This window comes from Microbacterium sp. P5_E9 (genome assembly GCF_054049175.1).
In genome coordinates, this window is the sequence record NZ_JBFUMV010000017.1 from 25083 (window position 1) to 45010 (window position 19928).

Genomic DNA, 19928 nt, shown 5'->3' on the forward strand with positions numbered 1-19928 from the left:
CGCGCCTGCAAGCGGGCAGTCTCCATTACGCGACGCCGGGGGTGCTTACTCCGTCGGAGATGCGAAGACTGGGCCTAATGCCGGCCAGAACTCGCTTCGCACGAAAACCGGGAGCTCGCCGAGGGGAGTTGGACGGGCGAGGAGCTGACTGCCCTCCACGCGCGCGCCTGTGAAGGCGTCGATCCATTCGCCGGCGGGCAAATAGACCTCGATGGAGTGGGCGCCTTCGTGCACGACCGGCGCTACTAACAGCGCGTCGCCCAGCATCCACTGGAGTGGCCGGTCCCACACCATGCTGTCGCGCGGGTGATCGAAGAAGAGCGGCCGCATCAGGGGCTCACCACGGGCTATCGCGTTGTGAGCCGATGAAGCGAGGTACGGGACGAGGCGTTCGCGCAACTCCGCAAATCGGCGGAATGTCGGGATGATGCGGTCGTCTCCGGTGCGCTCCTGGATATTCCATGGCGTCCGGTCTCGGCTCGGAGTGCGGTGGAAGTTGAACTCGGAGTGGTACTGCATGATCGGTACGAACGTCGCCGCAGCCACAGCGCGGAGGTAGAGCTCAGCAGTTGGAACATCGCCACTGAATCCTGCGAGATCCCAGGACCAATACATGATCCCCGACGCCGATGCGCTCAGGCCGGCGAACAACGACCACCTGAACGCATCCCATGTCGAGTTTTCGTCGCCCGCCCAGAATGCGCCATGCGCCTGGCTGCCCGTGAATCCCGCACGGCTGAAGGTGACGGGCGGCTTTCCTGCCCGCCGCAACAGTTCACCATAGGCCTTGGCGTACGCGACCGGGAACGCGTTGTTGCGCTGGTCACCGTGGCGCCCGTCGAGATACACCAGATCGGATCCCCATGCGTGCTCACCGCCGTCGGTCTTGAAGCCGTCGATGCCCACCTCGTCGACGAGGTAGCGCCGCTTCTCGGTCCACCATTGTGCGGACCGATCGTCGGTGAGATCGGGCATCAGCGCGAGTGGGAACCACCAGCCTCGATTGCGATAAGGACGGAGCCGACCATTATGCGTCGGCTCTTGGATCAGCACGTTGTCACGGATCGCCGCTGCGGCATCCGCTGCAGCCTGCCCAGCAGGGGGCGGTCGCATCTTGATGAGCGGGATCTGCCAGAGGTGCACGCGGATCCCTCGCGTGTGGAGTTCGTCGACCATGCCCTTCGGATCTGGCCATGGCCCGTCGGAGGGAAAGTCGAAGTCGGCGAGCCGGGCGGGACGTGCCCCATCGCGCACGATCGCCCGGGCGCCGCGCCACTGCGTGAACGTGCTTTCGTCGCTCCACGCCTCGATCACGAGGTTGCCGAATGGGATGCCATGATCGCGGTGAGCGTCGGCCTGCCGCATCACGTCAGCTTGGGTGTTCCACTCGTTCCCGCTTGCCCATAGTCGGAAGACCCACTCTGGCAGTTCCTCGGGCCGACCAGCCTCGCGAAGAAACGCTGAGAGTACATCGCGCGGCGTGCCGTCGTAGAACGCAATCTCCAACTGCCCGTCTGCCCCGGTTTCGGCTTCGACCCACAACCGATCGGGGTCGGATGCCCCTACGTCGAACCAAACCCGACGTGTGGTGCGGACGTGAAATCCCCACCCAGATCCGCCGACCACATGGGCAAAGGGCATCGTCAAGTACGTGCGTCCCGTCGCTCCCTGGTCTTTGTATTGCTCGAAGACGACCGAGTCCAGTTGCCGGCCGCGCTGATCGATCGCGTCGAATCGTTCGCCGAACCCTACGACGTGCTCGCCTGCCTTGAGCCGTAGCGCGAAGCGCACCCGACGTGTCTTTGATCCGTCGCCGAGGGTGCTGCCGCGTTCGTCGGCGATGCGCGTCGTGCCCACGACCGCGAGTCCTCCCACACCGACGGTCCAGCCGTTTACCGATGTCTCGAACCACCGCGTGCGACCGTCATTCGAGATGAACCGGTATCGCAGTTGCTCGCCGCGCCGTAGACCACCCAGTTCGGTGGACCATCCGACGCTGGAAGGCGCGAGGCGATTCTGTGCCGCGGCGAGGTGACCGACCTGGCTGACCACCTTTCCGCGGTCGCTGCGAACGACGCGTCCCAATGAGACATCGGCTTGACGTACCGCATCGCGGTGCCACTCGAGCAGCACCCACCTGACCTCTGCGGATGCGCGGACGCCGAGGCGAAGCGGCTGCCCTTCGACCGGCGTCGCTGGCGAAAGCTGGTCCGTGTCGTCGGCGTACGGGTGACCAGATCCTGTCGGTCGGTGGCGAATCACTCGCCGAGCAACCCAAGCTCGTCGGCGAGGATCAGGTACATTCCATGCGACCAGAGGAGCGGCGTCGCGACGGGACCCCACTCGCCGACCCAGCGATCGCGATGCTCGGGGTGAAGCAGGTGGTGTGGTACCTGTTCGGGGAACTGACCTTCGGGGCTCAGCTGGTCAGCGGACCAACGCAGGTGGGCGAGCGCTCCGTCGACATCGCCCCGCACGGCTTGGTTCCAGCCGAGTAGGCAGGAGAGCAACGGCCACTGTCCCCCACCGTAGAATTCGTCGGCGAGATAGCGATGAACGCCACCGCTCACATCGAGGTTTTCGGAGATGGCGTCGATGGTAGCCCCCGCCACGGGGTCCTCGACGGCGATGATCGCGAACGGGACTATGCAGGACGCCAGCGAGGCGTCGCAAGCATCGCCTCCCAGCCATTTAGCGAGACGTGCGCCGTCGTCAGCCAATCCCTCAGTCAGAATGAGCTGCCGGATACGTTCTGCCGCGGCGGCGGCGGCGGCGACCCTTGGCTGATCGATCGCCGTACTCCGAGCGACGGCCGACAGGCCGCCGAAAAGCGCACCCAGTGTCGAGCCATGGCGCTGGTCGACGTTCTCCTCCCACCAGTCGTAGCAAGGCAGATCCCAGAACGCGCTCGCGTAGTCCGCAGCGACTTCGATCCCCGCCCGCCACCGCTCGAGAGGTTCCGCATGGCGTTCGGCATGGGTCACGACAGACCAGAGCCATGTGCCATAACCATCAGTCTGGAAGTTCCACCAGGTGTCCGGTTCTGCGTGATCTTCGGTCGGGAACCGTGTGGGAAGCATCTCGGCGACGGTGGGGATGACCCCTTCGCCCCGCTGCGCGACGAGGCGGTCCACTTGGCTGCGGCGGTCGGCGAGCCGCGCAGTCACCCAGTCGTGAAATGCGTTCGCGGACTCGACATCCCCGAAACGAGAGACGCCCTCAGCAGTAAAAGCGCCGTCGCGCAGCCAGCTGTAGCCGCGGTAGGCGGAGAAGGTGGGCGAGGCCGGGTAGGCACCATGTGCGTCCTGACAATCGACGATCAGATCGTGCGACAGTCGGGCAATCGCGATCAGCCGGTCACGGTCCTCGATCATTCTGCGCGCTCCCACCAGACCATCGACCACACCTGGAGGCTCGGAATCACGAACTCGAGGAAGCGGTTGCGCTCACCGTTGACCACGGTGAATTCGAGTGGACGCGCCGTGCCTTCGCCATCATCGGGGGTGTCCCACCACACGCCATTAACACGGCCCGTGACCACAACACGCACCTTCAGCGCTGCTAAGACCTTTGGCGGGGTCAGCTGCGCGCTATTCCACCTGCCGGACTCGATCCCGACAAGATTGACGAGGTTCAACGTCGTCACGTGGCTATATTCCCGAGTGATGGTCCAGACCGTTCCTGGAACGGCTCCTGCGCCGTAGCTGGCGACGTTGCCGGCCAAATCGTCGTGTTCAAGGAGGATGACGTCGTTGGTCGGCCCGACCTGCGTCCAAGCCACGTCGATCCCGCCACCATGCAGAGCGCCGGTATTTCGTACTGCGAAATCCGCGTAACGGCGCACGATCTCGAAGTCCTCGTCCGGTAGCACGCCGTAATTTGGGTAGTACGCCTCAGTAAGCAAACCGGCGCCCTCGCCAGCGAGAAGCTGAAATCCCCCCGACGAGTTGATCGTCGCCCACGCCAAGCGGAACGTGTTCATCGCGCCATCCTGCCGACCCTCGGCAGGATGGAAGGCGTGCAGATATGCGGCGAGGACGACCTGCTTTGCGGGCCTGAGTTCCCGCGACCGGCGGATCAGGTCGTAGAGGTCCCGATAGGTGGAGTACGGATCCCACACTTCGATATAGGTGGCAGCATCTGAGCTGACTTTTGGCATTTCCTCGAGAGGCCACGCATTCACCAAATTGAAGATGGACCCTCCATCCGGTGCAGCCGCGAGCGTCTCCCGAGCCGCCTGCTCGACGAATCCGGTGAACTCGACTCCCAGATCCACTTCCTGCCACTCTCCCGAGGCCCGAGACACCGAGCGCTTTGGGTACCCGTATTGGTCGATATGGATGCCATCGAAGCCGAGTTCGCGGATCGCAGCCACGTACTGATCGATGATCCAACGCCGCCAGCCGGACACCTCACGAATGTCCTGCAGGTAGAAGATCTCGGCGAGCTCCAGCGGGATGTGTCGCCCGTCGTAGAGCAGCCAATCCGCGTGCTGGTCGGCGAAGTCTCGTTCCGCCCCGTACAACGCGCCATACGCCAGTGCCGCCATACCCCGCTCGTGAGCAAGGTCCACTTTCCGCTGAGTGACGGCGCGCGAGAGAGTTCTCCCGAGCGGGTCGATGAACTCCTGCGTAGGCGGAACAAGAGTGTGGTGGCTGTACATCCAGTCATAGAACTGAATCACGTTCAGATGCAGCGAGAGCATCGCATCGGCTCGTCGCGCTGACTCTTCCGGGGTCTCGTCAGGGCCGAAGTCGGAGAAGAAGCCGTACCGCGGAGCATCGTGCCACCGGACCGCGATGTCGAAGGCGCTAGTCGCGGTCACGGTGCCGCTGAGTGTTTGGACTGTCACAGAGAACCCACGTGAGGCACCGGCCGACACTTGCGCCGCGAGAAGGGCGAGTTCCACCTCCGCGCGCCCTTCCCCGTCCTCGCCGACAACGATCCCCAAATCGAAGTGCTGCGGTTTAGCCAGGAACGGTGACCCAGCCGCGATCGTGCCACGGAGGGAAAGGTCTCCGACCGGAGCGCCGGCAACAGTTATCCGAAGTCCGATGTGCTCGCCAGGACGATACTGCGCTCGGGTGGGGGTGACGACGAGGTGGGTCAACGAACGACCTCCGTCCATGTGGCAGGCCGGCATCGGGTGGGGATGAATGGCGTGCCGACTTGCCAACTGCGGTCTCTTACGGCCCCTCGTGGGGCACGGACGGTTGAACTCAAGGCGAACCTTTCTCGGCTGACTAGTTGAGCGACGGTGTCTGAACTGGCTACGGGACTACCCGCGAACGCCGGCGGAGAATGCGCCGTTCACGAAGTAGCGCTGAAGGACGATGAAGATCGCGATCTCAGGAAGTGCGGCGAGCGTGGTCGCAGCGAAGATCGTCGTCCATTGGGTGGCATGCGAATTGAAGAACAGCAGGATTCCGATCGGAAGGGTTCGCAAGTCGGGGTCCTGGAGGAGCAACCGCGCCCACCAGAAGTCGTCCCATGAACCGAGGAACGCGAAGACGGCGATTGTTGCGAGGGCAGGCTTGCTAAGGGGAAGAAGGACGCGCAGGAAGAACGTCCACACTCCGCCACCGTCGATCCGAGTCGCGTCTTCGAGTTCCTGCGGGACCTGTGCGAAAAAGCCGCGAAGCAGGAAGGTGTTGAACGCAACAGCGTTCGAGACGTAGATGATCCAAAGACCCGTCCAACTGTTTGCGAGTCCGAAGTCACGCATCACCTGGAACTTGGGTAGCAACGCAATGAGGTCGGGGATCGTCATCGTGACGAGATAGAAGCCGAAGATCCACTCCTTGCCGGGGAACCGCAGCCGCGCGAAAGCGAACGCGCTCAGCGCCGAGATGCTCACCGTCAGTATCACGGTGACGAACGCGACGACGAGCGAGTTGAGGGCGTACTGTTGCAGCCCCGCCGAGGTCAGGGCACGAATGAAGTTGTCGAGGGTCGGGTCCGCGGGCCAGATCGTGGGCGGGTCAGGAATCACCCAACGCTCGGGGCTGAGGGCGGTTCCGACCATGTATCCGAACGGCAGAATCATGGCGAGGGCACCGAAGGTGAGAGCGACGTACCGCATGATCCGCCACCTGAGGAGCCCCCGGGTGGCGCGCTGGAGGCGGTGACCGTTCCGYTTCGGCGTGGCGCTGGCGGTCACTGGTCAACCGCTCCTCGGGTGATTCGGCGCTGCAGGAAGCCGAACACCATGACTGTGCCTCCCAGGATGAGTCCGATCGCGGTCGCGTACCCGAAGTCGAGGGCGGTGAAGGCCTGGTTGTACATGTACGAGAGCATGACCTCAGTGCTTTTCTCCGGACCGCCGCCGGTGATCAGGTAGACGGAGATGAACACGTTGAATGCGCCGATGATGAGGGCGACACTCACGAACTGGAAGGTGGGGCGCAACAACGGGAAGGTGACGCGCCAGAACTTCTGCCAGGCGTTCGCGCCGTCGAGGGTCGCGGCTTCATAAAGCTCCCCGGGGATCGACTGCATCGCCGCAAGGAAGATCACCATGTTCCAGCCGATGCCCTTCCACACCCCGAGAAGMATGATCGGCACCTGAGCTGCCCACGTGTTGTGGAGCCACGCGATCGGCTCGGTTGCGACGTGGAGCACATCGACAAGCACGTAATTGACCGGACCCATGCCATCGCTGAAAAGGAATGTGAACACCAAGCTCACGATGAGCCAGGAGGTCACCACCGGAAGGTAGAACAGCGCCCGATAGACGGTGCGACCGAACAGTTGACCGTTGAGCAGAACAGCCGCGAACAGGCCGAGCGCGATCTGGATCGGAACTGTGACGATCGCATAGAGAAACGTGTTGCGAACCGAGACCCAGAAGATGGGGTCCCCGGTGAACGCCTTGATGAAGTTGCCTAAGCCGATGAACTCGCTTCGGCTGGGCACCGGAAGGTTCCAGTCGTACAGGCTCATCTGGACGCCCTTGATCAGAGGCCAGACCACGAAGAGCAATACGAGGATGAGGCCGGGTAGTACGAACGGGGCGGCGACGAGCAACTGCCTGCGGCGTTTCCGCATCGCACGAGCGCGAGGTGCCACCGGCTGCATCACTGGGCGGTCGGACGCGATGAGAGAGGTCATCCTGAATTTCTCCGGGCGGATCGGTTACCTGAAGGGAAGGAGTGGAGACGGTGGCCGCCCCCACTCCCCCTCATCTCTACTTCTCGGACAGCAGCGGATCGATTTGCGCCGCAGCGTCGCTGAGCGCCTGTTGCGCGGACTTCTCGCCACGGAGCGCCGCACCGAACGCGTCGGTCAGGATCGGGTCGATCTGCGTCCACGTCGGTACGGGTGTGCGGGCCTGGGCGGTCTGCAGCTGCTCGACGTATGCCGCCAGGTAAGGCACCCCGGTCACCGCGGGAGACTTGAGTGCAGACGCGGTCACCGGGATCTGGCCGACCTCCGCCATCGCCTCCTGTGCAACATCGGACAGCATGAACTGCTCGAATGCCCAGGCTGCCTCCTGGTGAGTGCTAGTCGCGAACATCACGAGGTTCTCACCACCCACCACCGAAATGGATCCGCCCGGGCCCTCAGGAACCTGGACCTCCTCGAGCGTCAAGTCGTTCTGGAATGTCGCCACCAGCCAGGGTCCGTCCGTGATACCCGCATAATCGCCACCGCTGAACCCGCCCCAGCTGTCTGGTGTCCCACCAACGGATGAAGGGCCCAGGAGTCCGGCGTCGTTGAAGTCGACCAGCCACTGCAGCGCCTTGACGGAATCGGCGGAGTCCAGGTAGCCGGTCGCCTTGGTGTAGTCGTCGTTCGTGACCGCGCCGCCGCCGCTCCAGAAGAAKGGCAGCACGTTCCACGGCCCGCTGCCACCGAGCGATAGAGCCCACTTGCCCTGGCCCTTGAGCTGGTCGCCGAGGGTCTCGAGGTCGTCGAAGGTCTCCGGCGCGGTCGTGACCAGATCGGTGTTGTACACGTACACCTGCGTGTTCGTGTCCAGAGGCAGACCGTAGGTGGCTCCCTTGTACTCGTTGGTCGATAGCGGTCCCGGCAGGACCGCCGAGGCGATGTCCGAGAATCCGCTGAGGTCATCGACCGGCTGAAGTACTCCGAGATCGGCGAACTCAGGCGTCCAGATGATGTCCATCCGCATCACGTCGGGCAATCCGCCCGCGCTCACACCCGCGATCAACTGGTCATGGAGACCGTCATACGGCATGACAACCGCGTCCACCTTGACACCCGGGCACTCCTCCTCGAACTTCGGCAACACCGTGTTCAGGAGCTGGTCGTTCTCTGGACTGTCGGTGCTGTACGTATGCCAGAACGTAATCGTTGTCGGCGTCGATGCTGCGCACACATCTTCAGCCGGCCCGGCTGTGTCACTGCCCCCACCGGCACATCCGGCGAGCAGTGTCACGGCGGAAATGCCGACGAACGACAGAATCAGTGCCCTCTTCGTGGTTTTCATGCAGACCCCCTTGTCTCTTTCTGGTGCACCCGCGACCATTACGCGGGACGTTCCTAACCCTCGCCCGCACCTGCTCGGAGGCGGGCGCGGACGAGACGGCCCTGCTCCCCGCTCGCGCCCGACGAGTCGAATGGCGTTGCGAGCACCAGCGCTGCCGCTCCTCGCGCCCATGCATCGTCATCCCAGGTCTCGACCATGACGCCGATCCCTCGGCGAGCAGGGATGAGCGCCGAACGGAACGCTGGCTCAAAACCGAAGGCCCAGTGGGGCCAGGCAAGCGTTCCCTCCCCGAGGATCATGACTGCTTCGGGGTCCAGGGTGTGCACGAGTCCCGCCAGTACCCGGCCGAGTCGATGCCCCGCCGCACCAAACACACCAGCGGCGACGGAGTCGCCCGCATCTGCGGCGGCGCGGAGCCCCGCGATCCCGTCTCCCTCGCGGATCACTCCAACTAGCCGACCAGCCTGAACGAGGCTGTCCTCGCAGATCAGCGTCTCCAGGCATCCGCGGTTGCCGCATACGCACTCGACGCCGTCCTCCACGACAGGGAAATGCCCGATCTCGCCCGCGCCTCCGTTCGCGCCGCGATGCACCACACCGTCAACAACGAACGCAGCTCCAACGCCGGTTCCGATGGTGACGACCAGGAAGTTCTCGAACTCGCTGCCAGAACCGTAGAGACGCTCGGCAACTGCCACAGCGTTGACGTTGTTCTCGACCAGAACAGGCAACTGGAGCTGACGACGAAGACTCTCGCCCACCGGGAGCCGCTGCCAACCCAACTGCGCGGAATCGACAATGCCGCTGTGCTGCCCATCCACATTTCCTGGGAGACCGACCCCCACCCCGAGCAGCCTTTGCGACGCGCTCTCTGAAACGAATCGACCGATCAGGGAGCCGAGGTCGGCGAGCACCGTCGTGGCGCCCGCATCGAACGGCTCGCTGGAGAATCTCTGAACGGTGCCGTCGATCCCCGCTTCAACCAACGCGACGTGATCGGCAGCTACCTTTACTCCAATGGCCGATCCGGCGCTTTTGGCGAGGCCAAGCATCTGGGCAGGGCGTCCGCCCTGCGAGGGCGAAAGTTCTAGCTCGACGACAAGTCCTTCAGCGATCAATTCTCTAGTGAGCTGAGTCATGACGGGGGGTGAGATGCCGAGTGTGCGTGCAAGCTCGGCCCGCGAAGCCGAACCCTGAGCGCCAAGAAGCGCGAGGACAGCCGATCGCTTTACGTCAGCTCGAGCCGCTGGATCATTCACTTGGGATCCTAAATTTAGAAGTAAATTAAGTTCTACAGATTAGCCACTCGCCTGTCAACCATTTGTTAGTCCAAGTCCCGAAGCCCTGGAACTAGAGTTCACTGTGCCGTGACCTGACCGCGTCGATGCAGCGCGCAAAGGGGGGTCTTCGAGGCGTGAGGTTGTCGGTCGCGCTCCTCGAGCTAGACATCTCCTCCGAGGCGACACCGATAGGCCTTCCAACGGACACCACGCGGCTCGGAACGATATCCGGGTCGAGGCCGTCGACGCGAGCGGCGAGTCCGTGGGCGCCATCCTCTTGCGGGGTCGCTGTGCGTACGGGAGTCCGGGCCGCCGTGATCCTCGCGCCTCTACGGTTAGTGCATGGGCAGCAGTAGTGAGCAGCTACAACCCCACCGCTGGGACAGGCAGCTTGGCGAGCTTTCTATCTCCGGCCGCACCGTGGGCTATGTGTACTTTCGGGCATCTCGCAGTGGCCTGGAGTGGAACGTAAATCGCTAGTGGCGGCTTTCGAAGGTGCAGGACTGGTGGATAGAAACGGAGGAATGGTTTATCGCGCCAGACGGTGAGATGTCGGCTTACGCGGGCGACAACGTCGGGCCCGAGCAAGAGTTCGCGCGATTAGATGCTGGCAAGTACACAGCGGCGCTATCCCGACTCGATCCTGCCGCGGCACGAGGATCCGGGGCTGCGACCGAAGTTGACGTCGACCTCCGCTGGATGGCAGGCGACGAGCGCACACAGACTCTGAACCGTCTGCAAGGTCTCTGACCGGTCGCTCACCGCGACGGTCTCGTCCGCTACCTCTCGATCGCGGCCCTCAACAGTCGCACAGCCTTCGGGCCGACACCATGGAGAGTTGCAGGGCGGTCGAGGCCTGCCTTCTCTGCGTCCTCCAAGTTCAGCACCCCGGCCTCGGCTAGGGCTCGGGTGGCCGGCGCGCCGATGTTCGGGAGTGGGCGAGGGGCGTCCATGCGCTTTACCGTACGCCCAGCATCAATGGCGCATGCCGGTCTGCTCGCGGACGCACTCTCACAGCGATGAGGCAGTGTCCCTCAGGGCGCACGCTGCGCAGGTGGGTCCTGGGTTTGAATCGTCCGGAGTTCGGCAATCAGCGCACGCGCTTCGTGGAGAATCCACTCCGCGTCATCTCGGGTCACCAACTCAAACCAGCCGTGGGCCGCGTGGTTACGGAAACCGAGAATTCGATCTATGGTCCGCAGCTGCCCTACAGAGATCAAATTGCTGCTCCTCAGCAGTGAGCCATAGGTGCCGAGCGTTGGGTCCTTCTTCGAGACGGAAATGCCGCATGCGCTCGTTGCTTCGCGGAGAGCTCGTTCCAAGGTGGCACTGGCCACCATCGTGGAGGCGCTCGGGTGTTGAGATCGATCTGATAGAAGATGCTCCGCGCGCAAGAGCATCTCTTCGTCCACTGAGGACCGCGCCGCCAGCATCCGCCCAAGGCGGACAGACGCATGCTCTTCGGCGGGCAGGTCGAGGTCCCGAATCATCTCATTGCGTAGCAGGACGCTTCCATGTGACGCCGTCCGAACAACGCTGACATACGAAAAACGATTCTCGAGAGCGAGGTACCTGAGAGTCTGGGTCAGGGCCAGAGTGGTAACAGGGAATGGAAGGCCCGCTCTGCGCCCTACCCGCTTCACCACCTGATTGATGTAAGTCAGGGCCACCCCAGAACCTGCGTCACCTCTCACTGCCCGCAACAGAAATCCCGTGCGTCGCCCGTCCAGGTAACGGTCCATCTCTACAGCGAGTAGGTCTGGCAAGGTCACGAAGCCAAGATCATTCATGCTCCCCGCCCGGGCTGGAATCGCCAACGCTGTCATGCCGGAGCGAGAGTGCAGGTCTTTCACACGCGCTTCTCTCAGTTCACTGCGACGCACTGAGCAGAGCCCGGCCAGACCTACGATTATTCGTTCAACGCCATCGGATGCCTCCCACATCGCTGCCAACTCATCGAGAGTCAAAACGGTTCTCCCAGCGAGAGCCACTTCGGTGATCTTGATGTCGGCGGCTGGATTGACTGCAATGACACCCGTGCGCCGAAGGTAATCGTAAAAGCTACGGACGTTCTTGAATCTCGTGTTTACGGTGTTGGGCGAGAGCTTCCGAGCGCGCAACCATTCACGAAACTCCCAAAGGTCCGTCACCGTGGCGCTCTCGAATGAAACCGATTGGGCGTCAGCCCAGTTCGCGAGATCGCGAAGTGCGAGCCTGTAGGCGTCGAGCGTTCCCGCCGCGAATGAGCGGTGCTGGAGAAACCTCTGCATCAGCTGGCCGCGGGCAGGAGTATCCATGTTCGCGATGCTATGCGCTCTCGGCCACGGTCATATTCGAAGCACTCGAAGCGGCGTCGCATTCGCGTCATCATCGAGCAGAGTCCGTTCGCAAGCCGGTCCCTCAGCGGGCGGCTTCGATTGGTGGAGTGGCTGCCTAGCCCTCGTCTAGGAAAACGCCGATCTGGTCGCCTGCCTTGACGAATTGAAGGGCGCTGTCAGGGTAAGCAGCGCGTAGTTCCTCGGGGGCGTTGCTGTCTACGACCATCTCGACTGTGGCTGGAAAGGCTCCCACGCGGCACGCGGTGTACGCGAGACCTGAGATTGACCAGGAGTTCTGGTCGATCTCTTGTTCCGCGGGGATCGCCGCGGTCGTGACGACGGCGAAGCAATCACCTGCGCTTCCGAGCATTCCGTTGGAGGTCTCGAACAGGGTCAGCCCGTGAAACTCCCACGCGCGGGAGCTTGGTCCTGCGCCGAACCAGCCGGGCGGGACTTCGACTCGCGGTGCGGGACGCAGCGTGGCGATCTGGGGAGCGCCGCTCGACGCCGAAACGGGGGACATGGCGAGCAGCCCATACGTGAGGGCAGTCGCGATGCCCGCCGCCGCGACAATTGAGGCCGCCCAAACCAGTCGAACAGGGCCCGACAACCTTCGCCGCAGCCGGGGCTCACCGGTGTCGTCGGCCGGTGGATCTGGGAAAGGCTCATCGGGCTCGGCGCTTTGCGAACGGTCGGGATCGGGCGCGGTCGTGCGGTCATACTCGCTCACCTCAGCCGCGGCCGCCGGCGCTTCAGCGAGTCCCTGATTCCCGGCGGACTGCGAGGAGTCGACGGCCGCAGACGTGTCTAGCGAGACAGGAGCGGATACTCTGACGAGCCCTTCCAGTTCACGAAGACGCCGTAGCGCGGCCGAGTCCGTGCCAATGTCCGCCGAAGGACCGTACGCGCGGGAACGAAGAGTCTGAAGCTCGTCGGAGATCTCGGTGTCCATCGGCCGCATCGTCTCACGAGATCGGGTCCCGTGCGCTACTCGCCATCCCGCGAGTCGTGCGTTTCCGATGCCGGTCGTTCAGCGCGACGACCATGTGGCGAAAGCAGATCCGTGTACGGGTGTTCGGGGATTGGAGCCCGTCGCCTCCTATGATGCGAGCGTTCGCCTGCTCACCCGCGATTCGGGCCACACACGGATGCTGAGCGCGGTGAGCGCAACAAGCCAAGCCCAGGCCCCGACCGTTAGCGTCTCGAGTACAGCCCCGGTTGTTGGGTAGGCGTGGGAGGCACTCCAGGCCACGCTCGACACCAGTTCGCGCATGGGGGACGCGGCCACGAGGTACCACCCACCAAGTAGGACGGTCACGGCCAAGCCAAGCTGAGAAACAGTCGTCGACTTCACACGCGCCGTCGATGCAGTGATGAGAACAGCGACGGCAGCGATGGCGCCAGTGACTGACCAGACAAGCATCGGGGTGGTCCCTGACGCGATCGCGTCCTCTCTCATCGCGACCGGGGCGCCTCCGGCCGCAGCCACACCGGGCAGCGCGACCAACGCGTACCAGCTACCGAGGATCACCATCATGACGGGTAAGACTGCCACTACAACAGCAGATCTCTTTGGCGCGCGCGGCATGTCAGGCCGGGCGCGGTCGAGCGTCAGCGCAACCCAGGCCACCGCTCCCGACGCCACTGCAACGTAGGCGAAGACCGGCTCGGTTGGAGCGAAGAAGGCAAGCGCCGCGGCAGCGGTCAACGAAGCCACGACAACTGCAACAGCTAAGCGATTCATGTGGCGAATGTAGGGTGGCTCGCCGTTGTGCGTGCCAAGGCGCGCCGGTCGTCCAAGAAGCGTGAGCCGGGACTGATGTCGCGACGCCTCGACCGGTGAGTTGGCCGATCGGTGCGTCCGCTACCGGGTCCGGTTGCGCAACGAAAGATGTCGCGCGGCGCGACCGGCTTGCGGTGGTGGGTCTGCGAAAGAGTTGGCGCTGCGTTTCGATGCCTTCGAACTCGCAGCTGAGATGCTTGTCGAGTGAGCAATTCAKACCCGGGCGATGAACTGTTTCTTCTCCGAGAACGCGCGTATGGACCGAATCCGACCATCGACGCGGCCGGCATAGTCCGGCTGAACCAGTTGGAGTCCGCGAGTTCGGTCGCGCCCGAAGTTGTTGCGAACGCGTCTTCTGACGCGGACACCATCGACGTGTCCCTGCCGTCATTGACTGTTCGTCTTCGAGGCGATGTTGGGAACGCCTCGTCGTCCCGGCACCGTCGATTTGTCCGGCGGCTGGGTTTCGCGGGAGTGGCAGTCCTGACTCTCGCCGGCGTTGGCTGGGGAGGATTCGCTCTAGGCCAAGCGGGCGCCCCTGCAGGGCTGAGCGCGAGCATCCCGTCCTCAGGAGCCGAGGCCGCGGAAGCTGCAATCTCGAAGATTGCGAACTGGGACGTGGACTCGCTCCAGCTCATCCGGAAAATCGACGACACAACTCTGTGGGCTGCAACCAAAGACGCTGGAAAACACGCGTGCATCGGGCTCTACACCGGAGGCGCGGGCACCGTGACGTGCGATGATACCGACGCCGTTCGCGGAACCAATGTGGGCGGCTCATTGGTTACGGTTACCGACGGTGGCACACCTGAGGTTCAGTTTCACCTATTCGACTAATCCCTACAGATACCCCCAGGTCACGTTCGCCACGAAATAGAGCAGCGATCGCGGAAACCCACGTATCTCAAGCCGGTCGGCTTGCGCGCCGTCCCGCTGGACTACGAGCCGGTGTTCCGCTCTAGCCATTGGTCGATGAACAGCCCCGTCTACTCGGGGTGCCGCGCAGGTGGCTTCYCCGCCATCGCGCAGGTCACGATCAACAGTGACATGCCCGACGAGCTGCGTGCCCAGTTCCCTGCGGACAGCGCCTTGCGGTTCGTCTACGACGGGGACAGCCTCGGGGTTTTTCTCGACAGCGACTAGAGGTCTTCTCCTTCGAGTCGCCTCGATTCGTGTCCAGCGCTTTGTCACGGACACTCATGCTCGCGGAGTCGCGCCACGCCCCACTCAGCCCAGTGAGCCGGGATCTCGGTCCTACAGCAGGACGTCACCACCTCACGACCTGCAATCCGGCCGATGAGTTTCCGAGCGACTTGGTGGAAGTGTGACCTTTCGGGGTGCTGCGGACACTATGAAGTGTGGGCGACTCTGACGAAGTGGTGTGGCGACGCGTGGTCGCGGGCAACGCCCGCGACTACGGACTGATCTGGGATCGGCATCGCGACCGCGTGATCCGGCACCTGCGTCTCAGTGGCAGCAATCTCGTGGACGCGGACGACTTGGCGGCCGTGACATTTCTCGAGCTGTGGCGGCGTCGAGGTGATGTCCGATTCGTGGACGGGTCGCTGCTGCCGTGGTTGATAGTGACCGCGCAAAACGTCCACCGCAACGCGCAACGCGCTAATCGTCGCTACCGCGCGTTCTTGGCCTCTCTTCCAGAGCCAGAGCACGCGCCGGATCATGCCGATCAGTTCGCGGACTTCGATAACTCACGGTTGGTGCGATTGCGGGCATTGCTCGCCGATGCGCGACCAACGGATGCACGCCTGTTGGCGATGACCTCTCTGGAGGGGTTCACGATCCGCGAAGCGGCCGCCGCGTTGGGCGTCTCCGAATCAGCGGCGAAGATGCGGCTCTCACGACTCCGGCGACGGCTTTCGAGCTCGCTTGCCCCCATCACGGAAGGGGAAACACCATGACAATTCCATCCACCCCGAGCAGGTCTGACGCCATTCGCGCCGGATTGATCGCACATGTCGCCTCCTCCCGTCCCCGCACCCGCGTGGGGTGGGCCGCTGGCCTGGTGGCTGTGGGAGTGATCGCGGGTGCCGGTGTATCCGCGGCCGCTTTCGCCGCGACAGACAATTGGCCCTCTCCCGGCCCGGAGACGCACCCTGCTGGCAACGGGATCGTCATCGAACAGCCCGCCGGCCAGCCCACGCCTGCACTGAGCGATCCGGTTGTCGCCCCCCAAGGCGTCATCCCGGGACAGCCGGTGATCACCGTCGTCGGTGACCCCACCTCTCTTACGGTGACATCCCCGATCGAGCTACCACTGACGAACCGGCCCAACGAGACCACCCATGTGCGGGTCACCGTCACCTGCCTGACCGTAGGAAGAATCGTCTGGGGAACAGACCCCAGTGGAAACAACCCCGCCAGTTCCTGCACCGCCACCGACGCGGGAACCGCCTCGGGGACGGCGTGGCTGGACCTCCCACTTGACGAATCCACCACGACTCTCTTCGTGAACCCGGAGGGCAAAGCGACAGCGAGCGTGACAATGCAGTACGTCAACTACGTACCCACGCTGCTCGGAGTGAATGAACACGGCGAAACCTACGGTTCGGGAGCGTCCKACCAAGGACAACCCGACCTGATCCTCGTCGAGACCACCGCAGCGGACGGAAACGCCCTTCAGGGATACGTGCATGCAACCGCCCTGAACTCCTTCTCACCCGACCACGCAACCCCGCCCTCCAACCCAGACGAAGCTCTCGCCTGGCAGGAAGAACGCGACCAGAAGTACCCGAACGGATGGGAAGTCCCCGTATTCGAATCCGACKGAACCACCCAAATCGGCACATTCCACGTCGGCGGCTAACACCAGTTCAGGGTCCGGTTGCGCGACGATAAGTCGCGCGCTGCCGAGCCTTGGGTATCGCAGTTACGGGAGGATAGCGAGGTGAGTTCCTACACGCGTCCTTTGATCGACACGCCGGTGTTCCGCGACGCCGACGGTCAGGTCATTGACTACGGCAACCGTTGGAGTGGGTCACCGCCGGAGGAGACCTACTCTGTAGACACGCACCCAGAGCGCTTCGCGCCGGTGCACACCGTCGCCGACGCGCTCATCGCTCACCTTCGTGACACCTACGACGTTGTAGTCGAGGAARGCGAGGAGATGGCGGCGGATCTGCTTCACCCGGCCTATAACGACGTGGTGCGCGCCGTACGGATACGACCGAATGATTCGGCGTGCGCGTCCCTCACGCTGGTTTTCACTGCCTACCCGGGGATCTACATGCATGCCGGACTCCTCAACGACTTCCATTACCCGGTCTGTGGTTGCGACGCCTGCGACTCAAACTGGCAGGCGGAGGCGGACGACCTTGAGCGGCAAGTGCTCGCGGTCGCCACCGGGCGCTATCGCGAGACCGTCGAGCGGCGAGACCTCGACCCCTGGGTGGGATATTCGTTCACTTACACCGACGGCGCGAGCTCAGGAGGCTCGCTCGAGCAAGGCATGTCGCTCGAGCGGTTCAACGCCGCCGAGTCGATCCTCCACAAAGCCCCGGAAGCATGGTCCGAGTGGCCGAGGGCGACTTCAGCACCGTGATCAGCACGGCCTAAGACCGCAAGCCGATCGTCAAGCGGACTGTTGGAGCGTTACCGAGAAGTTTGACGACTGCCTGCCTTAGGCCGGCGAGGGTGTTCCGAGTGCTTGTCGGTACAGACTCGGGTCGTGGCGGGTGACGCGCGAGACGATTAGTGTGGCGGCGTTCAAGCGCTCAGCGAAGTAGCCGGCATACGGCAGCTGAAGGATCGTCGTGAGGCCGGTTCGCCACGCGGGCACGAGTGCATCAAGGCAGCGCCACTCCGGATGCTCGGCAAGCGGAAGAGAGTGGTCGTCGTGCAAGCTCATGGACCACGTGTTGAAAGCGTCACGGTCGGTCCCTTCAGCCCAGAACGTCGACGGCATCGTGGAGAAAGCTTCTGCGAGTTGCTCATCGGGGAGCTCTCGGAGCAGGCGCGCGGTGTCCTCGTCGGGTTCGCGCACACTACGGTCACGCGGCTCGAATTGCGTAAAGGCGCGAGACCACTCGCGGCGCCACCGTACTGCGGCCTCGGTCGGATCTACCGCCGGTGGTCGCGTCGATGTGCCCGTCGCGGGCACCGGATCGACGTCTGGAAGTTCAGCGACATCAAGGCGCCACCCCTCCCGAACGAACAGGAGATACATAAGCGCGTACGGCTCATCGACAGCGATCTGCATTTCGAGTGGCCACGGGTTCCCAGGTATGGGCTGGTCGCTGCGCATCGTCGCCCTCCTTATGGTCGATCGGGTGACACCTGATTCTCTCGTCAAAGGGCGACCCGTATGAGGGGCACAACCCGCGAAGGACCTGACCGTCACGCTGATCCAGAATCCGTTCCGCTCGAGGGTCCCTCAACGCGACGCTGCGGCCAAAAGCGATCAGCTTGGCCGCAGCGGCCATGACCGGCGTTCAGTAGGCGGTGCGGATCCAATCTGTGATGGGTTCGAAGGTGGGGTCCAGCGTTCGCGTTCCGTCCTCCAATGCGGTGCTGCTCGTGATGATTGTGCCGTGGTCGTACTCGATGCGTTTGGTGGCGATGCCAGAGTCTTGGTCAACGACCATGGTCTGTCTCATCGCGGGGTCGCCCCCGTGCTCGAAGGTGAGCAACAGCGATCGCTGGCCAAGGCGCTGAGCAAGTACAGGACGGAAATGCGTCGGACGCTCGCCCCACACTAAGAACTCGGTCGGCCACAGCAGCTTCATCGGGTCGGAAATCGAGTCATGAAAGGAGGACGGGTGCGTGTTCCCGTTGCCGTAGTCGACGACGCCCGCAGAGTATGACCACTGCTCACCGTTGTCGAAAACCGCAGCCCACGCTGACTCGGGCTCGTCGACCCAGAAGCGGAACTGGCGAATCCCCCCTCGGTCTTGAGTCACTCCTTCCACCAAGAGCGATCGCGGCGAACCGAGCGCGCCGATGTCCGAGCGAAGCTTCGCTCCGCCTGTGGGGCCGAGTACACGATCGAAGAGCATGACTCCCACTCTGGTTGCTCGGGTCGGAGTCCAGCAAGCCGCAGGGATTCGGTGCATTCGACACCTCAGGTGCAGGGCGTCGCGCACCCGGGCAGCAACGGGAGTCCGTCAGTCGCGTCGTCCCATGTGCGCAGTTATGCGAAGGCCCGTCCCGCCCACCCGCTGTTAGCCACAGGCGGTCCTTCAGCGACACACGTCGGAGTCGCACGGACGATCACGCGTGGGGCGTCGGTACCTGGACCGGAATGTGGATCTGCAGGGTTGGCGGCAAGGAGATCGCGGCCGGGTCAATGAGATTTTGAGTTACGTCCACGGATGCGCTCAGTTCGTAGGGGTGTGAGTGATGAAGTGCCCAGTTCCTTGGTCGCTTCGGCGTCGCGACGACAACGAGGGCGGGCTGGTGACGCAACGGAATCGACCCTCGGACCTCCTACTGCGCCACGGGATCATTTATGACGGCAAGCGGCGTGGATGGGGAAGAGCGCCCGGAGGTAGGGCTCTGGGCGCTCTTCCCCTGCCGCCTGACAGGAACCAGTCAAATTCGGCTGTGATGTCCAGGCAGGTGCGGCGGTAGCGAGCAGGTGCCCACGGCAATGACGTTTCCGCAGTGCATCACGCGCTTACGCCGAGGGCGGCTCGCAGATCGTCCTTGGCGCGGGCGTATCGTGATCGCGCCGTCGCCGCTGGGATGCCGACAATCTCCGCAGCCTGTGCGAGCGTGAATCCGTCCCAGTGGACGAGTTGAACGATCTCCGCAAGCTCAGGTCTGAGGCGCTCTATCGCGTCGCGGACCTCGCCACCCTCGTCTGCCGCGGGCGCCGCCGCACGGGTCGGCATGTGGGATCGGACTTTGTCGACGAGCGCGGAGCGGCGGCGGGCGCCGCGCGCGTGGTTCAGCAGTGTTCCTCGGGCAAGCCCGAACAGCCACATCCGCGCTTCGATCGGATCCTCCGGCAGGTCGTCGACGCGCCGCCACGCGATCAGCAGCGTCTCCCCGAACAGGTCAGGCGCATCGTCAGACCCCACGCGTCGGTGCAGGAACCGCAGCAGGTCACCGTTCGACTCATGAAGGGCCGAGGTCAA

Annotated in this window: 18 protein-coding genes and 1 pseudogene; 5 read left to right on the forward strand and 14 right to left on the reverse strand. The window is 63.6% G+C overall.

Annotation, left to right across the window (positions count from 1 at the left end; genetic code table 11):
* Window positions 1-45: 45 nt before the first annotated feature.
* The 11 genes and pseudogenes from ACXJ3V_RS16660 to ACXJ3V_RS16710 all read right to left on the reverse strand — a co-directional run bounded on the left by ACXJ3V_RS16660 (window position 46) and on the right by ACXJ3V_RS16710 (window position 13794).
* Entirely contained in the window at window positions 46-1857 is a 1812-nt protein-coding gene (locus ACXJ3V_RS16660; protein WP_457101524.1) for a glycoside hydrolase family 31 protein, read from the reverse strand.
* A gap of 87 nt (window positions 1858-1944) precedes the next feature.
* Window positions 1945-2343 (reverse strand): annotated as a pseudogene (locus ACXJ3V_RS16665) (hypothetical protein); the annotation flags it as partial.
* The gene (locus ACXJ3V_RS16670; RefSeq protein WP_457101458.1) at window positions 2259-3404 is read right to left on the reverse strand and encodes a glycoside hydrolase family 15 protein; all 1146 of its coding nucleotides are present in this window, start codon (window positions 3402-3404) and stop codon (window positions 2259-2261) included. The pseudogene ACXJ3V_RS16665 and the gene ACXJ3V_RS16670, both read right to left, overlap by 85 nt.
* Window positions 3371-5110, reverse strand: a complete 1740-nt coding sequence (locus ACXJ3V_RS16675; protein ID WP_457101459.1) for a glycoside hydrolase family 66 protein — start codon at window positions 5108-5110, stop codon at window positions 3371-3373. Before ACXJ3V_RS16675 ends, ACXJ3V_RS16670 begins: the two co-directional genes overlap by 34 nt.
* Window positions 5111-5278: 168 nt before the next feature.
* Window positions 5279-6082, reverse strand: a complete 804-nt coding sequence (locus tag ACXJ3V_RS16680) for a carbohydrate ABC transporter permease (RefSeq protein ID WP_457101460.1) — start codon at window positions 6080-6082, stop codon at window positions 5279-5281.
* A 74-nt stretch (window positions 6083-6156) separates the two neighbouring features.
* Window positions 6157-7110 (reverse strand): carbohydrate ABC transporter permease, encoded by a 954-nt coding sequence (locus ACXJ3V_RS16685; RefSeq protein WP_457101461.1) that lies wholly within the window; start codon window positions 7108-7110, stop codon window positions 6157-6159.
* Between the two features lie 76 nt (window positions 7111-7186).
* On the reverse strand, window positions 7187-8491 hold the full coding sequence (locus ACXJ3V_RS16690) for an extracellular solute-binding protein (protein WP_457101462.1): 1305 nt from the start codon (window positions 8489-8491) through the stop codon (window positions 7187-7189).
* A 14-nt stretch (window positions 8492-8505) separates the two neighbouring features.
* The gene (locus ACXJ3V_RS16695) at window positions 8506-9711 is read right to left on the reverse strand and encodes an ROK family protein (protein ID WP_457101463.1); all 1206 of its coding nucleotides are present in this window, start codon (window positions 9709-9711) and stop codon (window positions 8506-8508) included.
* A gap of 1055 nt (window positions 9712-10766) precedes the next feature.
* Window positions 10767-12029, reverse strand: a complete 1263-nt coding sequence (locus ACXJ3V_RS16700; RefSeq protein WP_457101464.1) for a tyrosine-type recombinase/integrase — start codon at window positions 12027-12029, stop codon at window positions 10767-10769.
* A 136-nt stretch (window positions 12030-12165) separates the two neighbouring features.
* On the reverse strand, window positions 12166-13002 hold the full coding sequence (locus ACXJ3V_RS16705) for a hypothetical protein (protein ID WP_457101465.1): 837 nt from the start codon (window positions 13000-13002) through the stop codon (window positions 12166-12168).
* A gap of 147 nt (window positions 13003-13149) precedes the next feature.
* Complete coding sequence (locus ACXJ3V_RS16710; RefSeq protein WP_457101466.1) at window positions 13150-13794, reverse strand: hypothetical protein; 645 nt, start codon at window positions 13792-13794, stop codon at window positions 13150-13152.
* Between the two features lie 243 nt (window positions 13795-14037).
* Here ACXJ3V_RS16710 and ACXJ3V_RS16715 point away from each other — a divergent pair, with 243 nt between their 5' ends.
* The 5 genes from ACXJ3V_RS16715 to ACXJ3V_RS16735 all read left to right on the forward strand — a co-directional run bounded on the left by ACXJ3V_RS16715 (window position 14038) and on the right by ACXJ3V_RS16735 (window position 17392).
* The gene (locus ACXJ3V_RS16715) at window positions 14038-14670 is read left to right on the forward strand and encodes a hypothetical protein (RefSeq protein WP_457101467.1); all 633 of its coding nucleotides are present in this window, start codon (window positions 14038-14040) and stop codon (window positions 14668-14670) included.
* A gap of 135 nt (window positions 14671-14805) precedes the next feature.
* Complete coding sequence (locus ACXJ3V_RS16720; RefSeq protein WP_457101468.1) at window positions 14806-14976, forward strand: hypothetical protein; 171 nt, start codon at window positions 14806-14808, stop codon at window positions 14974-14976.
* A 215-nt stretch (window positions 14977-15191) separates the two neighbouring features.
* The gene (locus tag ACXJ3V_RS16725) at window positions 15192-15752 is read left to right on the forward strand and encodes an RNA polymerase sigma factor (RefSeq protein WP_457101469.1); all 561 of its coding nucleotides are present in this window, start codon (window positions 15192-15194) and stop codon (window positions 15750-15752) included.
* 110 nt (window positions 15753-15862) lie between these two features.
* Window positions 15863-16657 carry a hypothetical protein gene (locus tag ACXJ3V_RS16730; RefSeq protein WP_457101470.1) on the forward strand — a complete coding sequence of 265 codons (795 nt, stop codon included), beginning with the start codon at window positions 15863-15865 and terminating at the stop codon, window positions 16655-16657.
* 81 nt (window positions 16658-16738) lie between these two features.
* Window positions 16739-17392, forward strand: coding sequence for a DUF6226 family protein (locus ACXJ3V_RS16735; RefSeq protein ID WP_457101471.1), 654 nt, complete (start codon window positions 16739-16741; stop codon window positions 17390-17392).
* Window positions 17393-17470: 78 nt separating this feature from the next.
* Here ACXJ3V_RS16735 and ACXJ3V_RS16740 read toward each other — a convergent pair whose 3' ends face one another.
* The 3 genes from ACXJ3V_RS16740 to ACXJ3V_RS16750 form a co-directional block, all read right to left on the reverse strand.
* On the reverse strand, window positions 17471-18094 hold the full coding sequence (locus ACXJ3V_RS16740) for a hypothetical protein (protein ID WP_457101472.1): 624 nt from the start codon (window positions 18092-18094) through the stop codon (window positions 17471-17473).
* Between the two features lie 187 nt (window positions 18095-18281).
* The gene (locus tag ACXJ3V_RS16745) at window positions 18282-18845 is read right to left on the reverse strand and encodes a hypothetical protein (protein ID WP_457101473.1); all 564 of its coding nucleotides are present in this window, start codon (window positions 18843-18845) and stop codon (window positions 18282-18284) included.
* Window positions 18846-19457: 612 nt separating this feature from the next.
* Entirely contained in the window at window positions 19458-19928 is a 471-nt protein-coding gene (locus tag ACXJ3V_RS16750) for an RNA polymerase sigma factor (RefSeq protein ID WP_457101474.1), read from the reverse strand.